The sequence below is a fragment of the Methanosarcina sp. UBA5 genome (assembly GCF_002505485.1).
Lineage (GTDB): Archaea > Halobacteriota > Methanosarcinia > Methanosarcinales > Methanosarcinaceae > Methanosarcina.
The window spans coordinates 15,650-36,445 of sequence record NZ_DAVG01000033.1 but is presented as its reverse complement, the minus strand read 5'-3'; the positions used below and the strand labels follow the sequence as shown (position 1 = coordinate 36,445).

Genomic DNA, 20,796 nt, shown 5'->3' with positions numbered 1-20,796 from the left:
TTTTGGGATTCAAAAGGGAGGAGCCTCTACAATTGGTGAAGCCACTTCTATATTCTACAGTGGTAGCGTCTTTACCCTAACAAAAGCTTTTTCAAATTTCACTACAACGGGATTTCTTGCTTCTCTGCTTGGGATGGTTATTCTGGCTGCAAACCTGTTCAGAAGACCAAAGCCCCAGGAATTCCTGGTTCTTGTCTGGAGTTTCTTTATTCTCCTAGCAATTTACGGCCAGAACCGCTTTGCATATTACTATTCAATAAATGTTTCAATCCTGAGTGCATATTTAGGAGGCCTGTTACTTGAAAAAGTAAAATGGAATGAACTTGACCAGAAATTCAAAAGTAGTGTAAAGTCACCTGCAGATATCCCGACGGCGTTAAAATTCGTCAAAATAGATCAGGTTTTTGCAGTCCTGGTTATAGTGGTATTTCTGATTTATCCAGTATATGGATCTGCAATGTCATATTCAACTATGATAAAGTCAACTGGCTCAAACGACCCCCCTGGTCCTTGGATGGAAGCTTGCAGTTGGCTCCACTCAAACACCCCGGATCCTGGTATGGACTACAATGCCATTTATGAAGCCCCGAAAAACGGAGAACTTTTCAATTATCCAGATACAGCATATGGTGTTATGTCATGGTGGGACTACGGGCACTATATAGAGACAATAGGACACAGGATGCCAAATGCGAATCCGTTCCAGGCAGGGATAGGAGGCCGCAGGGTAAGCATTAATGAGACAAACCAGCCAGGTGCAGCAACCTTTTTCACGGCTCAATCCGAAAAAGAAGCAACTGCCGTGCTCAAAGCTGTAGATCCAAGGCCTGACAAGATGGGTGCACGTTACATAATTTCCGATGCCAGAATGGCCACAGATATATTCGGGGCGATGCCTGCCTGGACTCTTGATACTGATGGGTACTATCAGGCTTACTGGACAGGCAACCAATATCAGAGCATACCTTCTACCCGATATTTCAATTCCATGGAAGCAAAACTACATATTTTTGACGGAAACGGCTTGAAACATTACCGTATGGTTCACGAGACCGAAGCCTCCCAAACTGACGAGGTCGGGTATAAACAGGTTTACAATTACTTCTACGGAGGCAAACTCCCTGAAATAGATACTGGTTATGTCAAAATCTTCGAATATGTCAAAGGTGCAAATATAACAGGAACGGTCTCCCCCAATGAGACTGTAAAAATAAACACGACAATTCATACAGAGCAGGGACGGACCTTTGACTATTCGCAGTCAACAACTACAGACTCTCAGGGAAAATACATATTTACAGTGCCTTATTCAACAGGCGGTCCGATTGCAGGCGAGACTCAATTTGACACTGCACCTTCAGGACCCTATGTATTGAGTTACGGCGATACGACAAAAGAAGTGAAAGTAAGTGAAGAAGCCGTATTAAAAGGAGAGGATGTAAAGGCATAAAACAGTACGGAGTGTGCGATTGCTCACTCTCCTGCACCTTTATTTCTCTTTCTTTTTCTTATGTCGTTATTTTTGGATTCTATGTTTTTAACCTTATTTTTTGAGCCAGATCTGCAGGATTTTTACTTCATTTTCCCGCTATCTAGATATACTATTAAAAAAACCTACTCCGCAGGTGAAGTGTGATGGAAAACCCTATAATAGGCCGAGTCTGGAAATTCGGAAACGATATCGATACAGATGTAATCATTCCCGGAAAATACCTGCGGACAAAGGATATGCAGGTTTTTGCAGCTCATGCAATGGAAGGCATTGACCCCGTGTTTGCAAAAAAGGTAAAACCAGGTGATATTATTGTAGCAGGCAGCAATTTTGGCTGCGGCTCCTCAAGAGAACAGGCCCCCCTTGCTTTAAAACATGCAGGTATAGCCTGTATTGTCGCAAGATCTTTTGCAAGGATCTTTTTCCGAAATGCAATCAATGTAGGGCTACCTCTTATCGAAGCTGATATCGAGTACCAGGAAGGCGACGAGATCAGAGTTGACCTGCTAAAAGGCGAGGTTACAGTTCCAGGAAAAAGCACGTTCCGGGGGAATAAATTGCCTGATTTCCTACTCCAGATACTTGCTGACGGCGGGCTTGTAGCTCACAGAAAAAAAATCCAGAACGAGCAAAAGGAATAATTTGATCCAATGGATATCAAAATATACCGAGAATCCACCGGAAACATACCAAAAATGAATTAAATTTGATAATTACTAAAAATAATAGTAATCCATAATAGTAATCCAGAATCGATCACCCAAAAATATCATTTAAAACAATCGATACCTATGATTTTTCCTGATGAATATAAGCATGTGGGCGTAACAGAATCCTTCTGCCCGGGCACCGAGGAGCCGATCTATTTCCTGACAGACTACCTGATTACAGAGAGGAAGAAAACTCAGACAGGCGGCTACGAATATGCAGTCTATCACATGAAAAAAAGCGGAGAGGGATTGCTCAGGAAAGTTGAAGCTCTCGAAACAATAGCCTCAGGAGAAGAGGTGGTAAAGTATGACAGGGAACTGAATATAAAAGACCGTACACTCCTGATCGAGACTGCAGAAAAACTCTGTACAGGAAGAGTGAACACGGTAATTTTTACAGGTATGGACAGACACGTTACTTTTGTCCATGAGCCTGATCTTTCAAGTATTCTTGAGCTCGAAATCCTTGATGTTGTCCCTCCTTATCCTTCCTGGCTTTCCCTTGTTGTGAGAAGGCTTGAAGCCAGCGGAATTTTCGGGGATCTCCAGGTCAGGTTTACTGAAAAGGTAATTGACCTCAGGCGTCTTGAAGGAAAAAATACTGTTTTTCCATGTAGCGCGTCTGGACTAGAAGGCAAGTGCTTGGATTCGGATGTACTCACGGAAAATGGACACTTACTGGTAGGATGCGAGATTTCAAAGATTCTTTTTGAGATGCGTTTTCCTGAACTTGATTATTCCTTTATAAACATCTGTCCTTTCAAGTCCGAAATAGTTGTACCCTCAAAATCATTTATCACTCGCTGCTGCAGGTCTGAGAATTCAGGGCTTGTAAAGATCTCGGGTTTTGATGGAGCTGTAGTCCACTGGGGAGCATCGGAGTACCAGGTTGCTGAAGCTATTCGAAAACTTGTAAGCAACCTCAGGCAGAGTTCAGAGGATCTAAATAGACAACCTTGATAAGATAATGGCAATTTTTCCAATCATCTTCAAAATAAATTGTGTTGAAATCATAAGCTATCTTAATTACACCGAAATCATAAGCTATCCGAAGCATTAGTAGCGCAAAAACACGTAATACGCAGGTATTCCATTCGAAACCGCCATTTAAAACATATCGTAGTTTCTACGTTTTAATCAGTGTTCCCACAAGCACTTACTACTTTTATTATTGTAAGTTTAGGGTCCTTCCAAATCAGTGTTAAAACTAAGGATATAGAATGCTTAGTTTGGACAATAGATATGCATTTAGAATTTCCCCACTAAAGGTACATTCTAAAAATCAATTTTTTAGAGAAATAACCTATAGTAATCTTTAAAATTAATAAATAAACGCGATAAAAAATTTATTTGCTCACAATTTACGATTATTTATAACTAAGGTATCTGATATCATTTTCATCCATACGAAATTAAATGTTAAAAGCGAGGAAAAAACGATGTTTAATCAATTAATTGGGGCACTTAAATCCCCTCAATAACAAATAAATTGTTTAATAAATGTACCTTAATTGGAAAGGGACTCGCACTACGTTTAATTGGGCAAATAAGTCTTAATAGCCCTTAAAAAACTAATCATCATTTGAGGGGTCTATTTATTATGTAATCTCATTCTTTACCATCTCTTCTACATCCTTCCCTACATTTCACAGAAACTGTTATAAATTCCCAGACAAACGCCTTCTTTCCGCCCAGAAGTTCAAGATTTCCAGAATTCCTCCATTTTATCCCCTACTGAATGGAACAAGCACTATAATCAATTTTATTAACCTTACTCCTGCTTATCCCGATCACTTCCAGTATATCAGTTCAAGTAGTCAACTGGTAATTAGTTATCAATATATAACATAGGTGTTGAATATTTTTTTAGAAAATCGGACTATTGAATGGAAAACTTCATTATCTTGTAGAGAGATAGTTTCAAAGAATCATTTGCTAGTAACGCTCGTAGAGTAAGGGGATTTGAGTGGAACGTCAAAGATTTAAGTGACTCATGTAATCGGAGGCAGGTAGCCGATCACAAAAAATTAAGTATAGGGGTTAATACTATGTTTTTGCTCATGCTTGCGTGGATTGTTGGATTCGTTGTGGGGGTTTTCTTGCTGAAGTTAGTGTTTATAACGGTTGCAGTGCAGGCTTCGCTTGCTTATAACGTAATCATTGGACACAATATTCAGGAGAAATATCAACAGGTGAACGTGATACCTGATTGGGTTAAAAATCTTGCAGACAACAATGTATACCAGCGCTATTCGATTAATCCATTACGTGTTGTACCATATCCGGCATTTTACAGAAAAGGCTTCAAGTTTTTTAGTGAAAATCAATATAAATATGCTATTTCTTATGATGGCACTGGCAAATACACCGTCTATAGAAAAGTGGGGTCAGAGACATCGAGCAATAAAACGAAATCAGTGATTGAGGGAAACTCTAAAATTAAGGTATGAGCAGAATGGAATTAGATACATAGATAACAGCGAGTAAATTTAAGAGCAGTTGTTTTTAATCCTGTTACGCAAATTTTTCGGCCTGGGCCTGCATGCAGGTAACCAGATCTGGCTATCCCTTAGTTTTTCTTTTTAAAATATATTTATTAGTCGCCTATACCGAAGACATAGTTTTAAATCTAATTGCAGATTTATTGGGTCATCAAAAAGGTGATAATCGCGGCACATAGACACCACAAGGGTTTCGATCCTCAAACGTTCTCATGCGCTAAAGATCTAATCCCGAAAAATTTCATTTATAAAACGAAACTGGAGTAATCACTTAATGTCTTTCCTGACTAATTTCCTTTTAGGGCTCGGGCTTTCAATGGATGCATTTGCAGTTTCCATGTCCAGCAGCACCACGATACGACCTTTTCATCTAAAGGATGCCCTTAAACTAGCTTTCTTTTTTGGAGGATTTCAGGCTTTAATGCCTGTGCTGGGCTGGCTTGGAGGGAGCGCGGTAAGCGGCTTTGTATCAAATTATGCTCCCTGGATTGCTTTTGGGCTTCTGACCTTTATCGGAGGCAAAATGATTTATGAAGCTCTTTACGGAGACCCGGATGGAAAGATAAATTCTCTCAATTATTCGGTGCTTCTGGTGCTCGCAATCGCTACAAGTATAGATGCCCTTGCTGTGGGAATTAGCTTTGCCTTTCTCAATACGCCTATTCTCGAACCTGCAATTATAATAGGATGTGTGACCTTTTTCATGTCATTCTGCGGAGCAATCCTGGGGTACAGAATAGGCCATTTCTTTGAGCACGAAGTCGAGATTATCGGAGGGCTTATCCTTATAGGGCTCGGTGGAAAAATCCTTGCCGAACACCTGCTCTGGACCTGAAATATCCTGATAATCTCAAAAAGTTACGCCAGCTTCATATACCTCTAACTAAGATGCAGTTAATATGAAACTGGCTGTAATCGAAGGTGATGGAATAGGCAGGGAGGTAATCCCTGCTGCTGTCAAAGTTCTTGATGCTTTCGGGCTTGAGTTTGAAAAAGTTCCCCTAGAACTTGGCTATACCCGATGGGAAAGAACAGGGACTGCCATATCAAGTGACGATCTGGAAATCATCAAAGGGTGTGATGCTGTCCTTTTTGGGGCAGTTACCACTGTGCCGGACCCGAGTTACAAAAGCGTGCTCCTGACCATCCGAAAGGAACTGGATCTGTATGCCAATATCAGGCCTGTAAAACCTCTTCCCGGCATAACCGGGGTTACTGGTAAAAACGATTTTGATTTTATTATTGTCAGAGAAAATACTGAAGGGTTGTATTCGGGAATTGAGGAAGTAGGATCCGAAATCTCCTGGACGAAAAGAGTCGTCACCCGGAAAGGTTCCGAGCGAATTGCAGAATACGCTTGTAAGCTTGCAAAGAAAAGAAGGAACAAGCTGACCATTGTCCATAAATCCAATGTCCTGAAATCCGACAAGCTTTTCCTCGATGTCTGCAGGCAAACCGCCAGTGCTAACGGCGTGGAATATGGAGATATGCTGGTTGACTCGATGGCTTACAACCTTATGATACACCCTGAAAGGTATGACATTGTGGTTACAACGAACATCTTCGGAGACATTTTGAGTGATATGTGCGCAGCTCTTGTCGGAAGTCTTGGCCTTGTCCCGAGCGCCAATATAGGGGATAAATATGCCTTCTTCGAACCTGTACACGGAAGCGCACCCGACATTGCCGGAAAGGGCATTGCAAACCCGCTTGCTACAATCCTCTGCGTAAAGATGCTGCTAGAATGGATGGAAGAACCTCGATCTCAAATTATTGATGAGGCAATAGCCCATGTGCTTCAAAAGGAAATAATCACTCCTGACCTGGGAGGAACGGCTAACACAATGGAAGTTGGAAACGCGGTTGCAGAATATATAGTAGAAAACATGTAACATTATATGCAGTTCAACCGGAGGCTTGATCAATTTGCCAGAGGAGAGTTTTTAATGTTTTAAACCCTTCTTTATAACAAGGCGCAGTTACATATTTATCTAAAATGACTGCACTTAAATTCTGATGTATCGATAGCGAGTGAATGGGGGTTTCATTCTGCGTCAATTTTTTGATATTTCATTGCCTATTACGGAAGAAATGGTTATATATCCGGGAAAGCCGGAACCTTCTATTAAGAGGTATGCCTCTATCCCGAAGAATAATGTAAACGAGTCTATCTTGACTCTGGGAAGCCATACAGGTACCCATGTAGAATCCAGGTTGCATCTTCGGAATGGAAGAGAAGGAGTTGCTGATCTACCTCTTGACCATTTTTATGGGAAGTGCAGGGTTTTTGATCTCACGCTGGTGGAAAATGGGATTTGCAGGCAAGACCTTGAGAAGTTTGAAGTAAGTCCTGAAGAGATAGTGCTTCTCAAGACCAGGAACTCGACCCTTGGGTATGTGAAATTCCTTGAGAATTATGTGCACCTTAAAATGGACGCAGCAGAATACCTCGTCAATGCCGGGATCAAAACCCTCGGATTTGATTACCTGAGCGTCAAAAAACCTGAAGGGGATGACGAAGTCCGTGAGCTACTGATAAATAATACAACTTTGTTTTTAGGACTCAACCTTGCCGGCATTCATGAAGGGGAATATACATTCATAGGTCTGCCTCTCCGTATAGATACAGATGGAACTCCGGCGAGAGTGATACTTGTTAAAGAATAACATGTTTCATAATAAAGATCAGGAGAAGCATTAAAGTGTATAATTACAGTAGATATCAAAAAGTTAGAAGGGCAACACTCCGGTTTCAAGAAGCCCTTCCGGTTTAAATATGCCGTAGTTCCTTTTTTATGTTTGATTGTTTTCATGTTTGACTATTTTTTATGTTCATTATCAAGTTGTTTTTCGAATTTCCCAATAGATTATTCTTTTCTTCCAGACTTGCTTTTCCTTGTCTGATTTTTCAGGAACGTTTGCTTATATTCTCTAAAAAGTTCAAACTGCTCATAGTAATAGGTCCTTTCAATGACCTCTTCAAAAAACTCGTCCATATGGATTCCCCCTAACCCATATGATATTTACCTATCACATCTATAAATATTTGCCACTTGAACGGCAAGTGTTTTCAAAAATGATTATAAAATATTGACTTCAAAATTTACCCTGTGGAATTGGGACAGAATTTACAGGTTTAAATGGAACCGATTGAAAAATAAGTTTCTCTCCGCCTTTAATTTTGTTTAGAATTTCTTCGTATTTCCGATTTATTCTGACTTTTCTTGAAGTTTGCATCTCAGTTGACCTGTTCTTGAGATTTGTTTCTCTGACCTGTTCTTGAGATTTATTTCTCTGACCTGTTCTTGAGATTCACTTCAATTGACTTTTTCTTGAAACTTACCTCTCAACGGTCCAGTTCTTTAGAGATATTACATCATTCTAATTCGCAGCTTTTTAATTCGCAGCTTTTGCATATGTGAATCAAGTACTTTCAGACTGACAGTTAATAAATCCGGTTTTATATACTCATTGCTGGAACCTTTAATTTAAATTCAGTCAAATCTCCAAAACGTACTGAGGAATTTATGTTCCTGTAACTTTCAAACTGCTCATAGTACTGAGCACGCTCAATCAATCCTTTGAATATTTCCTCCATTGTATTCACCTCTATTTCCAAAAACTACTTCAGTACTTATTAATCTCAGCCTAGCAAAGTGAAAGTATTTCATAAAAGACATCCGGCAAAAAATTCCAGGCTCTACGGCTATTGAGGTTGAAAACCTTTCCGGAAGGTTTTCAAGAAAAGGAGAATGATAAAAGGAGAATGATAAAAGGAAAAAATGTTAAATGGAGAACTGGAGTAAAATAAGTGTTAAATGGAGAGCTGGGACAAAATAAATGTTAAATGAAGAGCCGCGATGAAATTACTATCAATGTTTTTTTTGCGGCGGCTTCAAGCTGGTCTCCAGGCTTATCTCATCTCAGGCATGCTTTTTTATATAGCCTATCAGGGAGTAGTAAAACCGTAAAATCCCCTCTGTTCCAATAGATTGTCCTTACCCGGTATACATTGCTTGAGAGTCTACGATTCCACCTTTTTCTTTGACATCCATACACCCCTTCTTTCGACTTTCAGGTCTGCATTCGGAATCTAGTAATCTCTTCCAGGAATTGGTCAATTAACTCGTAATGACCTCTTTCGTAGCCTGCCAGCATCTCGAAGAATTTTTTCAGGCTTTCGTCATCGACCCTTTTTGCGACTTCCGAATAGAAATCCTCGCTTTTTCTCTCGTGTCTTAGAGCTGCAACAAGAATGCCTGCATCACCAAGTGTGATCTCACCACCTTTTGTGCGGCCCATATTAAACTCAGGGGCAAAAGACTGACCACTCGGAACTTCCGTACTGGTTAAGGGCAGCTCATTCTGATCCCGATATATTTCAAGGTAGCGAAGATGCTTTACCTCTTCATTTGCCAGATATACATAGAGTTCTTTAAACTTCGGTCTGTCCATTAAAGCAGCTTTACTAAGGTAGAAGTCTCTTGCCTCTTTTTCTCTCTCGATTGCCAGAGCTACGGCTTCTTCAATTCCTTTAAGATTTTTTACTTCCTCTACTACATTTTGATATGCACCTTTCATAACCTCTTACCCCCTTTGAGAACTCATCTTTTCAGATTTCCCTATTTTAAAGTTTTTATTTTCCGATTTCTTCCGTAATTTTCTTCTTTTTTCGTTCTTTCACTTTCAGGATTATATCTTCAGAAGGCCACTCAAGTCCGAAGATATCATAAATTTCATAAGGACTTGCAAGCACTCTGATATTTTCCATCTGTGCAAGTTTTTCCGAGTTTGTAACATCTACTTCGCGCATATTAAGTTCAAAGGCTCTGCCGCTGGGTGCAGAGGTTTTGACACTCCCTCTTTTCTGGTCTACAGGCAAGATGAAAATAGGTGTTTCTCCTTTTGCAGTCTGAGATACCGCATTCGTAACAAGGGTATCTGCAATCCCATACACAATTTTTGCCACGGTATTGGCAGTTGCCGGGGCTATCAATAAGAAATCATAGTATCCCATCTGCAGCGGGCCTGCAATGAACGGGGAGTTAGGGCCTGCATCCACCTTGAAATTAGGGAAATCGTTCTGGATTTTATCCCAGAGATGGTACCATTTCATCACGGTCTCGCCCTCCTTTGAGAGAAAAACCATTGTCTCAACATTTGTTCGGTTCTTAATGTCCACCAGAATGCTATAGGTTTCAATCATCTGGTCTCCCGAGCCTGTTATTCCCCATGCTATTCTCTTGATCTTCTTATTTAATGGTTCTACCAAAACAACTCCTCCTTAAATTGTTCTGTCAAATCATGGAATTATTTTTCTTCCTGATTAACCTGAATTTTGAGAATCCATCTTTCCAAAGTTTACGTTATTTGCCTTCTTCTTTTTGCGTTTAAGACGACTGGGGTTTGGATTCCATTCCTGAGGAAGCTTTTTTTACAAGCTGAGTTGTCTGGACAAGTTTTTTTATTGTTCTTCGAAGGCTCCTCATGCCTTCGGAATCTTCGGAAACTCCTTCTGCCCCTTTGTCCTTCGACCAGAATGTACCCCCCAAGTTAGCCCCAAAGGAGCCGCCCCCCACAGGTATCATTTCGTTGATCACATAAAAGTTCAGGATCGTCTGGATTGCCGGTTCCTGCCCTCCTATCCTGTCTCCTCCGTCTGCAATGCCCATCCCGACTTTGTTTAAAAAAACTTTTGGGTTCTTGGCAACTATGGCTCGGCATCTATCCATTATTGTTTTGGTCTGAGCACTCAACGTCCCCTGATAAACCGGAGTTCCAATAATCCAGGCGTCTGCCCAGATCATTTTGTCGTAAAGCTCGGCTGATATATCATCCTTGTGAATGCAGCCTTCCTTTGTTCTTATACAGAAATCGCAGTGGATGCAAAAGTTCAACTTTTTCCCTTTGGCGGAAAAGTAATCGGTTTCTGCGCCATATTTTTCCTCTGCAATCTTCAGCGCTTCCCGGACCAGAAAATCAGTTGCCATATTCCTGGGACTTCCAGATATTCCGAGAATCCGTATCGGTTTGGCTTCGGTTTCTTGCATGTCCCCTCCAAATTATAAGTAAAATTACGTATATATGCAAATATATTTGTAGGCTAGTATGTCTTTCGGACAAATAATTTTATGCCTGAGTAATTTTATGTTCGAATTTATTAATTTTTTTCCCTTACAGATTAAGTTTTCTGCAAACGCGGTCGGAGAAAGTAGTAAGCAGATTATTATGGGTCCAAGGATAGTATTTTCATTTTCAGATAAATTGCCATGCCAATCAAGGGTATGTTGAAAATATCCTCACCGCAAAAGTGTATCTAGATGTTTTTGAGAAGCTGACCTATTGTAAGCTCCGAAAACTGATAAGGTATGAGATGTCCTGAAGTAGTCGTTTGAAGACTCAATGCACTCCAGAGAATAAAAACAGGACCTATGTGGATTGAAACAAAACAGGTGGTTTCAAAAGAACAGGAGGTTTCAAACAAAACAGGGAATTTCAAACAAAATAGATGATTTCAAACAAAAAGGATCATTACAAGAAATACAAAATACTGTTAATCGAGACATAAAAAAGCTAGATATCTTTGGTACAAGATTATGGAAGCCAGAAGTTCACCGGAAAACAGCCAATTTTTGACTCCTGATCTTTATATTTAAGAAAATAAATTGGATTGAATCTCAGTTGATGAACTGAGAGTTTTCCAACTAAGAAAGTTCTTATCCACAGTTTTCAATTCTATTATCGTGGATATTTACACTAGTTTCTTTTGAATTTAAGTGCACTACTGCAGGGGCAGGTAAGTTATGGAAATAGTTGCCAGAAGCTTCTATGTTATTAAGAGTTCCTTGTAATTCCAGGCCTGCGTATCCACCACCAGAAGTAGTACATTCATTGTTTTCCATGACTCCGTTGGTAACGGAATCGAGCCGAACGGACGAGTTAGTTCGGTTAATAAAATTACAATTCTTAACTGTAATGCCATTTACATGATAGGCATATATACCATCGTGTCCACATTTGTTTACAGTTACGGAATCTATCACTACGTTGCTGGATTGTGAAATAAGCATAGCATCATTACATCCATTCTGGAACGTAACATCCTGAATTGTTAATCCGTTGCAGTTTACTATAGTTGCCATGTTATAACAGGAGGTTCCGAGCCTGACACCAGAATAATAATCGGACTGGCTACCATCAACAGTTAAGCCTTTTATTGTAACATCGCTTGCAGAACTGCCTCTAATCATAAGCATGGCTTTCTTTTCTGCAATACTGCTCTCACGCCCACCCCATACTGATAATCCTGAGGCTAGCTTGATCTTTGTACCAGAATCTCCTTCAAGGACGGTGTTGCTACCGATCCTAAGAGAATCGCTTATATCATATGTGAACGGGCCTTTAAGGTGGACAGTTGTGCCCGGGTTTTGGGCAGCAAATTCAAGCGCCTGGTTAATCTGGACGTCATCGGCTTTTCCATCACAATTGTAGTCTCCACTTCCGTCTCCGGCAACAGTTACCACCTTTGTACTCGAAGCGCCTAACGCAGCCGGTACAGTTGTTAAAATAAGGCATGTTACCAGGAATAGGGTTCCTAGTTGTCTTTTTTGCATCGTATCACCTTTGGGTTGGATTTTTATAGGGATTTAAGTGAAATCAAAAAACATACAGTAAGGTACTTCTTTCCCAAATATTTTTCAAAATTCCATATTACGTACTCGTAATACTTACTTTTCCGAACTAATCTAATCAGGTAGGGGATTTTGAATTCTGAATAGAATTCCCTGATCAGGTCGGCTCTATACGGGTATTCAGATTCCTATTACGTCTGCGTAATATTTTTCGAACCTATCCAATTCGGTTCTCTGCGATTTAGTGGGGCGGACACGTTGCACACAGAGTATCCACTCTCCAATCACTATAGGGATTAGTTACTGGAGGTGGCCGGAAACTAGAAGTTTTGGCTTCTACAAATCAAAACTACCACTGACCACAGGATAGTATCCTTCTGGTCAATATCTACTATTTAATTAATGCGGCCTTTAGCCAGATCAACTCTCCTTTTTAAAAAGGTTTGATTTATCATTATTGAATTTCTGAGTTGACATACTTGGTTATGTGATCCTATTATAAAATATTTTTGGTAATATATCAAATAAATTTATAAATTACACTATTATTTTCAGGATATTTCAGGATATTTCAAGTGTTGAAGGAACAGGGAACAGATAAGTAGAATTATACAAGAAGAATCTAAATAATTGTCAAATTAGAATATTAAAAATGATCTTCTATACTTCAAAGAATAATCTGTGGATCAAACATCGCATTATTACATAGATAATTTAGATTAAAAAGAAATTATGAGTTATAATTGGACTATAAAACTTAAAAACGCACTTGTCAAACCTAATTATCGGAAGAAAACAAAAAGCTAGTATATTACTCAGGTTTTTGGGCTTTCTATCCCCCCGACCCCAGATAGTTTTAGATATTTATATAATTATAAAGAAAACCTCTCAAAAAAATTCATTTTATCAATTAAGTGATTAGGAAAATAAGCTCTAAATAAATTATATGGGTTTGGCGAGTCAAAATAATTTGTTAAAATTCGAATTGAAACAATTGAGGAACAAAGCAAAAAGAAAGTTAACTGCTAAGACGATTTTGTTTCCAGGATACATTTTCGGCTAAATATTTTTATTGTTAAGACTTTGGAAGTGCCTGTTAAAGTTTAGAAATAGATCATAGAATCATGAGGAAATTTATCAGTGCGTTCAAGGGAAGCTGAAGCTGTACAACCAACTCCAATATATTAATTTTTCACAATATCTTACCCGTTTTGATTTCTTTTTGATGTTGATTTTGTTGATATTGATTTTATTAATACTGGATTTAGTGATACTGATCTGTTGCTCTGTTTTTATACCATATTCATCAAGGATATAATGTACCTATATGTAGCGGAAGTTTACTTCCTTCTCGCCTGGCACTATGTGGAAGAGTCTACTCGAGGCAGCCCCAGGTCTTCCTAGCCTCAATTCCTAAAACAAAAAAGTAGTTAAATCCAATGAACATTGATATGCAAGTAAGATTAGAATAGATTTTACTTCTATAATTATATATTGCGGAGTAATTCTAATTATATAATAACTAACACTATAAGTTAATAAGTGATCAAATTATCACATATAAATTAAAATTGTATGAATTGTGCTGTAATAATAAGTCAGAAGTCAGAAAAGTTTCGGGCTTTATTAACGGCACGTGGTGGGGTAAAAATGAAAAGGAAATTATTTTCGGCATCATTAGTTCTTATATTTTTGATTCTGATATCGACAGTGGTTTCAGCCGGACAATATATAAAAATTGGAAACGGATTTGAGCCTACTATCGATGATGGTAAAGTAGCGTGGACAAATAATGGTGTTATTCACGTTTATGACCTGACAACCAAAAAAGAAACTACGGTTAATTCTTCCGCAGCATCTCATCCAGCAATTTCAGGCAATAAGTTAGTTTGGCTTGACGAGAGCAGGGAATTCCCCAGGCTTACAGTATATGACATAAAAACCAGATCAAGATCTCACATTACAAAAGATGTAGACAATAGCAGCATTCCTGCTATTTACGGTAGCAGGATGGTATGGAGTGCAGATTCCTGTGTTTACATGCATGACATATCCACATCCACGCAGACTAAAATAGCAACTGGAAACAATCCTGATATTTATGCTAACAGAATCTCGTATGACTCTTATTCTACCAGAGACACTCCCCAAATTTACGTATATGACATTACTACGAAAAAAGCAATAGATGTCAGCCAGTATGGTGATAACATGTTTTCACATATTTATGGAGACAAAGTGATATGGTCGGACTTTTACAACAGACTGGGCAATGTCCGCATGTATGATATTACTACCGGGCAACAAACAGAAGTCACAACAGGAAATGACAAGACTGGTTACGATACTGGTGGTTCAACTGACATAAGCGGCAACAAGATTGTTTACTTGAAACACAACGACCTTGCAAATATAGATTCCGGTGATCTGTACATATATGACATAGATACCGGAAAGAGCAAACAGTTGACCTCTGGCAATACTGCACAAACCCCGGTTATATCCAGCAACGTTATAGTGTGGTCTGATTCTGGCAGTATATATAAGTTGAACTACTGACAGGATAACTTGTGACGAATCAACACGTTAATAAAGAGTAAACTGATTATAGTGAAGAAAGGTAATGATTTCGCTGCTTTAGATTTTAAAAGTTATAGCTCAAGAGGAGAATTATCACTCCTTCTCGGCACTTTTTATAGATAAACGTCGATTTTTCAATGTTTTTAAGAAAAACTGTATATCCTTAAGCGCCTTCCTTAATTCCTGTAATCTGAAATCGAATCACTTGACAAGTCCACCTGCACTGTTCTTTAGTATTTTAGTTTTACTATCTTTAGCTTCAGGAAATATCCACATGAAACCTGCGGAAATTTTGTCGCTCGTCGTTTTCCAATATAAATCTTTTGCTAGCTTTGAAGAAATCGTTTCTTTGGAGCAAACGATTTCTGTCTGATGGTTCAGACCAGTAGAATTGGAAATTGCGGTTGCGGATGCCAGTTTATGGAAAAGACCCTAGGAACGGGTTATATTTCTTGAATGAACCAAACTTGAAAAGGAATCCATTATGAGGAAAAACGGAGGAGAGGTATTATCATGGTATCTATATATAATTTGTTTAATACAGTTAATTATATATAGGCTCTTAAATACTGTTATGTGAATCCAGTTAAGGTTCGTAATTAATATCTATTGTAATGGATATTAATTATTAATTCAAAAGAAATATTTTGGGGACAAAAAACGGACCCATTTATCTAATAGATAGTAATCAGGAGTAATTTGAGATGAAGTTCGGAATCGAATTTGTGCCGAGCGATCCCGCCTTAAAGATCGCTTATTATGCAAAGCTCTCAGAACAGCAGGGATTCGACTATGTCTGGATCACTGACCACTACAACAACCGTGATGTGTACTCCACACTTACCGTTCTCGCTCTGAATACAAACAGTATCAAGATCGGTTCCGGTGTTACAAACTCTTACACCAGAAACCCCGCTATTACTGCATCCAGCATTGCCTCAATTTCTGAGATCTCAGGCGGCAGGGCAGTTCTTGGCCTTGGACCTGGGGACAAGGCAACTTTCGATGCCATGGGAATTTCATGGGAAAAGCCTCTTGCAACCACCAAAGAAGCAATCCAGGCGATTAGAGATTTCATCTCAGGCAAGAAAGTTTCCATGAATGGAGAAATGATTAAGTTTGCAGGCGCTAAGCTTGCTTTCAAAGTTGGAAATGTTCCGATTTATATGGGTGCACAGGGTCCCAAGATGCTCGAACTTGCCGGTGAGATCGCAGACGGTGTCCTTATTAATGCTTCCCATCCAAAAGACTTCAAAGTTGCTGTCGAACAGATTAAAAAAGGAGCTAAAAAATCCGGTCGTGACCCGAGCGAAGTTGATGTTACAGCATATGCCTGCTTCTCAATTGACAAAGACCCTGTAAAAGCAGTCAACGCAGCAAAAGTAGTGGTTGCCTTCATTGTAGCAGGTTCTCCTGACCTTGTTCTCGAGCGCCATGGAATTCCAGTTGAAGCAAAGAGCCAAATCGGTGAAGCAATTGCCAAGGGAAACTTCGGAGCTCTTATGGGCGGACTTGTTACCCCTGAAATGATCGAGGCCTTTTCTATTTGCGGAACTCCTGAAGATTGCATGAAGAGAATTAGGGACCTTGAGGCAATCGGGGTTACTCAGATTGTTGCCGGATCTCCAATCGGTCCTGACAAAGAAAAAGCAATAAAGCTTATAGGCAAAGAAATCATTGCAAAGATGTAATTAATTACATCTTATTATATTTTTTAATTTTTCATATCATACTTTTAAATATCTGGTCTTAAGGCAAGCAAATCGAGGTGTTGGAGGGAACTATTGCCACCAAAGATTGCAGAAGTCATTGAACATGATGTATGCGCAGCCTGCGGGGCATGCGAGGCCGTATGTCCCATAGGGGCTGTAACTGTAAAGAAGGCGGCAGAAATTCGTGATCCAAATGCTCTGAACCTTTATGAAAAAGGAGCTGGATATCTAGTTTGTGAAGGTTGTTTAATCTGCAGCCGTGTCTGTCCAGTAGTAGACGGCTTCATTGAGAATGAACTTGCAAATGTGCGCAAGTTTTTTGCCGCAAAGTCCAAGGACAATGCTGGCAGCCAGGATGGAGGAGTAACCAGCGGAATCCTTAAATCACTTTTCAAACAAGGTAAAATCGACTGCGCCGTTGGAGTTACTCGAAACGAAAAATGGGAGCCTGAAGTAGTTCTATTGACAAGTGCTGAAGATGTTGAGAAGGTAAGAGGAACTAAGTATACCTCCGATCCAGTTGTAGCAGCTCTCAGGAAAGCCTTCGAAAAGTATGACCGGATTGCAGTTGTTGGAGTGCCTTGTCAGGCTCATTCTGCATGGCTAATCCGAGAGAATGTAAGCGAAAAAATCGTGCTTATAATTGGATTACTCTGTATGGAAAGTTTCCATCATGACGTAATGCTTGAGAAAATTATTCCAGAGATTATGAAAGTCAAGATCGAAGATGTCAGGAGGATGGAGTTCACTAAAGGTAAATTCTGGGTCTACACCAATGACGGCGAGGTTCACTCCGTGCCTATTAAGGATGTAGCCAAATATGCCCGAAACCCCTGCCACCACTGCTGTGACTACACTTCAGTTTTTGCCGACATTTCTGTAGGCTCGGTTGGTGCTCCGGATGGATGGAACTCGGTCTTTATAAGGACAGATATCGGAGAGGAATACTTCGATATGGTTCGTGAAGAAATGGAGATCATGGAAGATCCCAAGCCTGGCCTCGAACTTGTCGGAAAGCTTATTGATATGAAACGCAAAAATAATGCTGAACACTTTAAAGAAGTCTGTAAAAAGTTCAGCTTTGAGACCGGAATCCGTAACGAGACGGTCTGATCATAATATATTGAGAAAAAATAACCAAGGTATGGTTAGAGGTTGAGATTGAGGATGGTGCGAGCTTTCTATATTGGACGTTTTCAACCGTATCACTTTGGGCACCATGCCATAATTAAGCAGATTGCAGAAGAAGTTGACGAACTGGTTGTAGGTATAGGAAGTGCTCAGAAAAGTCACGAATCAACTGACCCATTTACGGCAGGGGAAAGAGTGCTGATGCTGTACAACGCGCTTGAAAATCTCCCAATCCGACACTATGTTCTCCCCATTGAAGACGTCAGGTACAACTCTATCTGGGTCCATCACGTTGCGTCCCGGACACCTAATTTTCAAGTAGTATACTCGAACAATCCTCTGGTTATTCAACTCTTCCGGGAAGCCGGATTTTGTGTAAAAGAATCTCCTCTTTATATCCGGGAAAGATACTCAGGAACCGAGATTCGGAGACGGATGGTTGCAGGGGAAAAATGGGAACACCTTGTTCCGAAGTCAGTCGTTGAAGTGATCAAGGAAATAGATGGAGTAAATCGCCTCAGGAATGTTTCCGCCAGCGATAGCAATTCTTCGTTATGACGTTTTTATAATTTAATAAGAAATCAGTCGAAATAAGTCTCTTTCTGTTCCCTTTTCATCTTATTGGCAGTATTGCAAATTTGCTTTAAATTTGAAGTCAAGTTTTTGTGTATTATATGGAAAAATTGATCTCCCGAGATGGAATATTTTATCCAATAACGTTTTGAGATTTATGATTTTACAGAAAAATGAGCACACTGCCGATAAAGAACTGAAAACCATCTGTGTTTATCCGCACTTTATTGAGGATATTTGGAATCGATGCACTAGTTATAGTTTAGGACCAAATTGGGACAAAAATATTCAAAAAGTGAGAAAAATGTTTAAACTTGAGTATATACTGCAGAAAGTTTCTTATAAAAGAAAGGCATATTCCTATTTAGTGTACTCTTAAAACTTTTTCATAAAAGCAGGGGTTATTATTCTCTATGTTTTGTGATAATACGCTTTAACATTTAACCTTAATTTGACATACTAGGTTAATTGCTGCAATCGATATTATAACTAAACACATTGACAAGTACCTGTTTTTTTAGAAAAGTGAAAGGTACATAAAATCTCAGAACAAATAGTTTAATTTTTAACTGTTTGTTAAGAAATAGTGTAGAAAGATCACTCAATCATATGAAAATATATCTTCCTGATAAATCGGGGGTTTAATCCGGGAGAATATATTTTCATTACCTGTAAAAATTGATTTTAAATCAATAGCTTTGAAAATTTTATGGTTGAGTGAATACTATGGAGGATATATAATGCAAAGAAGTATATTCAAGACAATATGTATTTTTACGCTAGTCTTCTTTGTCATGTCAATGACAGGAGCAGCTGCTGCATATGACACCGCATGCAACAAGAACAAGTGTAAAACAGATGCAAGGAACGATGCATTTACATGTAACTGTAAATCTAAATCTTGTTGTTATAACGTGCTAAGTAACGACAAAGGATGCAACCTTAAAGTTACATCTACAGGATGTTTTACTACCAAACTGGGCGGCAAGGTCTGTATGGAGAGTAACGGTAAGTTCTGCTACACAAAACCAGCAAAATGCAGTAAATCTTGCACTGACAGTTTCAAATACTGTATAAAAGGTAAAGATGGAAAAACCGATTGTGCAACCGTTACGATTAAAGTCAGATGCTAAAAATGTCCTTCAGGCGATTGCCCTGACTGTTGTAACTGAATAATTTAAGGGAAAAGGAAGTGTTAATCTTCCGGGGATCTAATCCCCATCTCCCTTACCAATTTCTTTACTTTCTTAATTCACAATAATCAAGGAACCAGATCAATCCAATCAATAGATCCGGGTTTATAATCCGACAGTTCTTCTTCACTACCGCTTAAAATATGATCTATGATTTTTTCGATATTCTGTCCTGTTTCTTCGATGCTCATTCCTGTCGTATTTATTTCAAAAACTTTTTTACACCATTCAAAAGATTCAACCAAGATGACATCAAGAGCTTCAGCCTCAACATTTTCTCTTACTTTCTCTTCCGAATAGCCGCGTGCTTTCAGCCTTATTTTCAATTCAGGAGGGCATACCCTGAGAATAATCACGATATCTGCGATGTAATGGGCAAGATGACTCTCAAGAATTATTACCTCATTTTCCCTTCCACCAACAATTTCTTCAAGGCGCTGCCTGACAAGTTCCATATCCGCAATAACCGCATCCCTTCCCTCGTCGATCTCGGTGTAAAGGTGCTCTTCTTTGATCATTTCGTTAAGGTGGATTACTTTCCAGTGCCTTTTTCTTTCAAGAAGCTTACTTACTGAGGTTTTTCCAGTCCCAGGCGTACCGGTGAGTCCTATTAACATAAAGAAAAGAATGAAATTTATATCAATTATACTTAATGCAGTCCTGAAAAATTATTTGAGGAAACTACTGCTGATTTCTTCAGACATATTGTCCTTTGCTTTTTCAAACCCGGCAGCCTAACCTGTTATTTTTAAATGGTTTTCCTAAAGTATAGGAAAACAATAAAAAGGAACATTTCTAAAGAGACCTTGAGAATTCTTAGGCATCTCACATCACGATCGTTTGCCAAGAAGTCAAATAGAATTTATGAAAATAAAGAAGTCAGAACAGAAGAATCTCGGAGTGAAGTTTTCATAACACATCAGTCGAGGTTTTCATAATACACCAGTTTTATACCTTTCGGGCAAATAACCTCAACAACATATTTCTAATCCAGATATTTATCGAAGTCCGAACCAGTTTATTCTTTCAAAGTCCCGATAACAGGATAGTCCTTAAATATTTCAGGCCCATGAGGTGCCTCGTCCATTTCTTCAGTAAGGTCTCTTCCAGCATCGTGAAGTCCCTGGTGGATACCACCCTCCCATAAATAGCTGTCTGAGACATCATAGACCTGGCCCTGGTAGGCAATATATATTTTGCCGTTTTTACCGTTATACTCTGCAAGTTCTTCAAGTGTGTATTCTTTCATTTTCGATCTCTCCACTCTAATCTT

At 39.2% G+C, this 20,796-nt stretch carries 19 protein-coding genes and 1 pseudogene; 12 read left to right on the top strand and 8 right to left on the bottom strand.

What is annotated here, in order from left to right; all coding sequences use genetic code 11:
* The 7 genes and pseudogenes from BP621_RS03310 to BP621_RS03280 form a co-directional block, all read left to right on the top strand.
* Positions 1-1,450, top strand: a pseudogene (locus BP621_RS03310) (oligosaccharyl transferase, archaeosortase A system-associated); the annotation flags it as partial.
* Between the two features lie 185 nt (positions 1,451-1,635).
* Positions 1,636-2,133, top strand: coding sequence for a homoaconitase small subunit (gene hacB / locus BP621_RS03305; RefSeq protein WP_292387942.1), 498 nt, complete (start codon positions 1,636-1,638; stop codon positions 2,131-2,133).
* A gap of 150 nt (positions 2,134-2,283) precedes the next feature.
* Positions 2,284-3,162: a DUF7714 family protein gene (locus BP621_RS03300; protein ID WP_292387941.1), complete on the top strand. Its 879-nt coding sequence runs from the start codon at positions 2,284-2,286 to the stop codon at positions 3,160-3,162.
* Positions 3,163-4,250: 1,088 nt separating this feature from the next.
* The gene (locus tag BP621_RS03295) at positions 4,251-4,652 is read left to right on the top strand and encodes a hypothetical protein (protein WP_292387939.1); all 402 of its coding nucleotides are present in this window, start codon (positions 4,251-4,253) and stop codon (positions 4,650-4,652) included.
* A gap of 325 nt (positions 4,653-4,977) precedes the next feature.
* On the top strand, positions 4,978-5,538 hold the full coding sequence (locus BP621_RS03290) for a manganese efflux pump MntP family protein (protein ID WP_292387938.1): 561 nt from the start codon (positions 4,978-4,980) through the stop codon (positions 5,536-5,538).
* Between the two features lie 64 nt (positions 5,539-5,602).
* Complete coding sequence (locus tag BP621_RS03285; RefSeq protein ID WP_292387937.1) at positions 5,603-6,595, top strand: isocitrate/isopropylmalate dehydrogenase family protein; 993 nt, start codon at positions 5,603-5,605, stop codon at positions 6,593-6,595.
* Positions 6,596-6,794: 199 nt separating this feature from the next.
* Positions 6,795-7,370: a cyclase family protein gene (locus tag BP621_RS03280; protein ID WP_292387936.1), complete on the top strand. Its 576-nt coding sequence runs from the start codon at positions 6,795-6,797 to the stop codon at positions 7,368-7,370.
* 200 nt (positions 7,371-7,570) lie between these two features.
* Here the strand turns inward: BP621_RS03280 and BP621_RS03275 are convergent, their stop codons facing one another.
* The 6 genes from BP621_RS03275 to BP621_RS03250 all read right to left on the bottom strand — a co-directional run bounded on the left by BP621_RS03275 (position 7,571) and on the right by BP621_RS03250 (position 12,316).
* Positions 7,571-7,699, bottom strand: coding sequence for a hypothetical protein (locus tag BP621_RS03275; protein WP_292387935.1), 129 nt, complete (start codon positions 7,697-7,699; stop codon positions 7,571-7,573).
* Between the two features lie 464 nt (positions 7,700-8,163).
* Positions 8,164-8,301, bottom strand: a complete 138-nt coding sequence (locus tag BP621_RS03270; RefSeq protein WP_292387934.1) for a hypothetical protein — start codon at positions 8,299-8,301, stop codon at positions 8,164-8,166.
* 476 nt (positions 8,302-8,777) lie between these two features.
* Positions 8,778-9,284: a ferritin family protein gene (locus BP621_RS03265; protein ID WP_292387932.1), complete on the bottom strand. Its 507-nt coding sequence runs from the start codon at positions 9,282-9,284 to the stop codon at positions 8,778-8,780.
* A gap of 55 nt (positions 9,285-9,339) precedes the next feature.
* Positions 9,340-9,975 (bottom strand): archaeoflavoprotein AfpA, encoded by a 636-nt coding sequence (afpA, locus tag BP621_RS03260; protein WP_292387931.1) that lies wholly within the window; start codon positions 9,973-9,975, stop codon positions 9,340-9,342.
* Between the two features lie 118 nt (positions 9,976-10,093).
* Positions 10,094-10,753: a flavodoxin family protein gene (locus BP621_RS03255; protein WP_292387930.1), complete on the bottom strand. Its 660-nt coding sequence runs from the start codon at positions 10,751-10,753 to the stop codon at positions 10,094-10,096.
* A 666-nt stretch (positions 10,754-11,419) separates the two neighbouring features.
* Positions 11,420-12,316 (bottom strand): right-handed parallel beta-helix repeat-containing protein, encoded by an 897-nt coding sequence (locus tag BP621_RS03250; protein ID WP_292387929.1) that lies wholly within the window; start codon positions 12,314-12,316, stop codon positions 11,420-11,422.
* A 1,668-nt stretch (positions 12,317-13,984) separates the two neighbouring features.
* On the opposite strand from BP621_RS03250, the gene BP621_RS03245 reads away from it, so the two are divergent.
* The 5 genes from BP621_RS03245 to BP621_RS03225 all read left to right on the top strand — a co-directional run bounded on the left by BP621_RS03245 (position 13,985) and on the right by BP621_RS03225 (position 19,463).
* Positions 13,985-14,893: a TolB family protein gene (locus tag BP621_RS03245; protein WP_292387928.1), complete on the top strand. Its 909-nt coding sequence runs from the start codon at positions 13,985-13,987 to the stop codon at positions 14,891-14,893.
* A gap of 725 nt (positions 14,894-15,618) precedes the next feature.
* Positions 15,619-16,605: a 5,10-methylenetetrahydromethanopterin reductase gene (mer, locus tag BP621_RS03240; protein WP_292387927.1), complete on the top strand. Its 987-nt coding sequence runs from the start codon at positions 15,619-15,621 to the stop codon at positions 16,603-16,605.
* A gap of 93 nt (positions 16,606-16,698) precedes the next feature.
* Positions 16,699-17,739 (top strand): F420H2 dehydrogenase subunit FpoF, encoded by a 1,041-nt coding sequence (gene fpoF / locus BP621_RS03235; RefSeq protein WP_292387926.1) that lies wholly within the window; start codon positions 16,699-16,701, stop codon positions 17,737-17,739.
* A gap of 54 nt (positions 17,740-17,793) precedes the next feature.
* The gene (locus BP621_RS03230; RefSeq protein ID WP_292387925.1) at positions 17,794-18,315 is read left to right on the top strand and encodes a nicotinamide-nucleotide adenylyltransferase; all 522 of its coding nucleotides are present in this window, start codon (positions 17,794-17,796) and stop codon (positions 18,313-18,315) included.
* Between the two features lie 929 nt (positions 18,316-19,244).
* Entirely contained in the window at positions 19,245-19,463 is a 219-nt protein-coding gene (locus BP621_RS03225; protein ID WP_292387924.1) for an Ig-like domain-containing protein, read from the top strand.
* A 128-nt stretch (positions 19,464-19,591) separates the two neighbouring features.
* On the opposite strand, the gene BP621_RS03220 is transcribed toward BP621_RS03225, so the two are convergent.
* On the bottom strand, positions 19,592-20,140 hold the full coding sequence (locus tag BP621_RS03220; protein WP_292387923.1) for an adenylate kinase family protein: 549 nt from the start codon (positions 20,138-20,140) through the stop codon (positions 19,592-19,594).
* A 401-nt stretch (positions 20,141-20,541) separates the two neighbouring features.
* Positions 20,542-20,772 carry a cytochrome b5 domain-containing protein gene (locus BP621_RS03215; protein ID WP_292387922.1) on the bottom strand — a complete coding sequence of 77 codons (231 nt, stop codon included), beginning with the start codon at positions 20,770-20,772 and terminating at the stop codon, positions 20,542-20,544.
* Positions 20,773-20,796: the final 24 nt, after the last annotated feature.

Coding starts and splice junctions, on each gene's coding strand:
- hacB (WP_292387942.1), top strand. CDS start 1,636: ATGGAAAACCCTATAATAGGCCGAGTCTGGAAATTCGGAAACGATATC.
- BP621_RS03300 (WP_292387941.1), top strand. CDS start 2,284: ATGATTTTTCCTGATGAATATAAGCATGTGGGCGTAACAGAATCCTTC.
- BP621_RS03295 (WP_292387939.1), top strand. CDS start 4,251: ATGTTTTTGCTCATGCTTGCGTGGATTGTTGGATTCGTTGTGGGGGTT.
- BP621_RS03290 (WP_292387938.1), top strand. CDS start 4,978: ATGTCTTTCCTGACTAATTTCCTTTTAGGGCTCGGGCTTTCAATGGAT.
- BP621_RS03285 (WP_292387937.1), top strand. CDS start 5,603: ATGAAACTGGCTGTAATCGAAGGTGATGGAATAGGCAGGGAGGTAATC.
- BP621_RS03280 (WP_292387936.1), top strand. CDS start 6,795: ATGGTTATATATCCGGGAAAGCCGGAACCTTCTATTAAGAGGTATGCC.
- BP621_RS03275 (WP_292387935.1), bottom strand. CDS start 7,699: ATGGACGAGTTTTTTGAAGAGGTCATTGAAAGGACCTATTACTATGAG.
- BP621_RS03270 (WP_292387934.1), bottom strand. CDS start 8,301: ATGGAGGAAATATTCAAAGGATTGATTGAGCGTGCTCAGTACTATGAG.
- BP621_RS03265 (WP_292387932.1), bottom strand. CDS start 9,284: ATGAAAGGTGCATATCAAAATGTAGTAGAGGAAGTAAAAAATCTTAAA.
- BP621_RS03255 (WP_292387930.1), bottom strand. CDS start 10,753: ATGCAAGAAACCGAAGCCAAACCGATACGGATTCTCGGAATATCTGGA.
- BP621_RS03250 (WP_292387929.1), bottom strand. CDS start 12,316: ATGCAAAAAAGACAACTAGGAACCCTATTCCTGGTAACATGCCTTATT.
- BP621_RS03245 (WP_292387928.1), top strand. CDS start 13,985: ATGAAAAGGAAATTATTTTCGGCATCATTAGTTCTTATATTTTTGATT.
- mer (WP_292387927.1), top strand. CDS start 15,619: ATGAAGTTCGGAATCGAATTTGTGCCGAGCGATCCCGCCTTAAAGATC.
- BP621_RS03230 (WP_292387925.1), top strand. CDS start 17,794: ATGGTGCGAGCTTTCTATATTGGACGTTTTCAACCGTATCACTTTGGG.
- BP621_RS03220 (WP_292387923.1), bottom strand. CDS start 20,140: ATGTTAATAGGACTCACCGGTACGCCTGGGACTGGAAAAACCTCAGTA.
- BP621_RS03215 (WP_292387922.1), bottom strand. CDS start 20,772: ATGAAAGAATACACACTTGAAGAACTTGCAGAGTATAACGGTAAAAAC.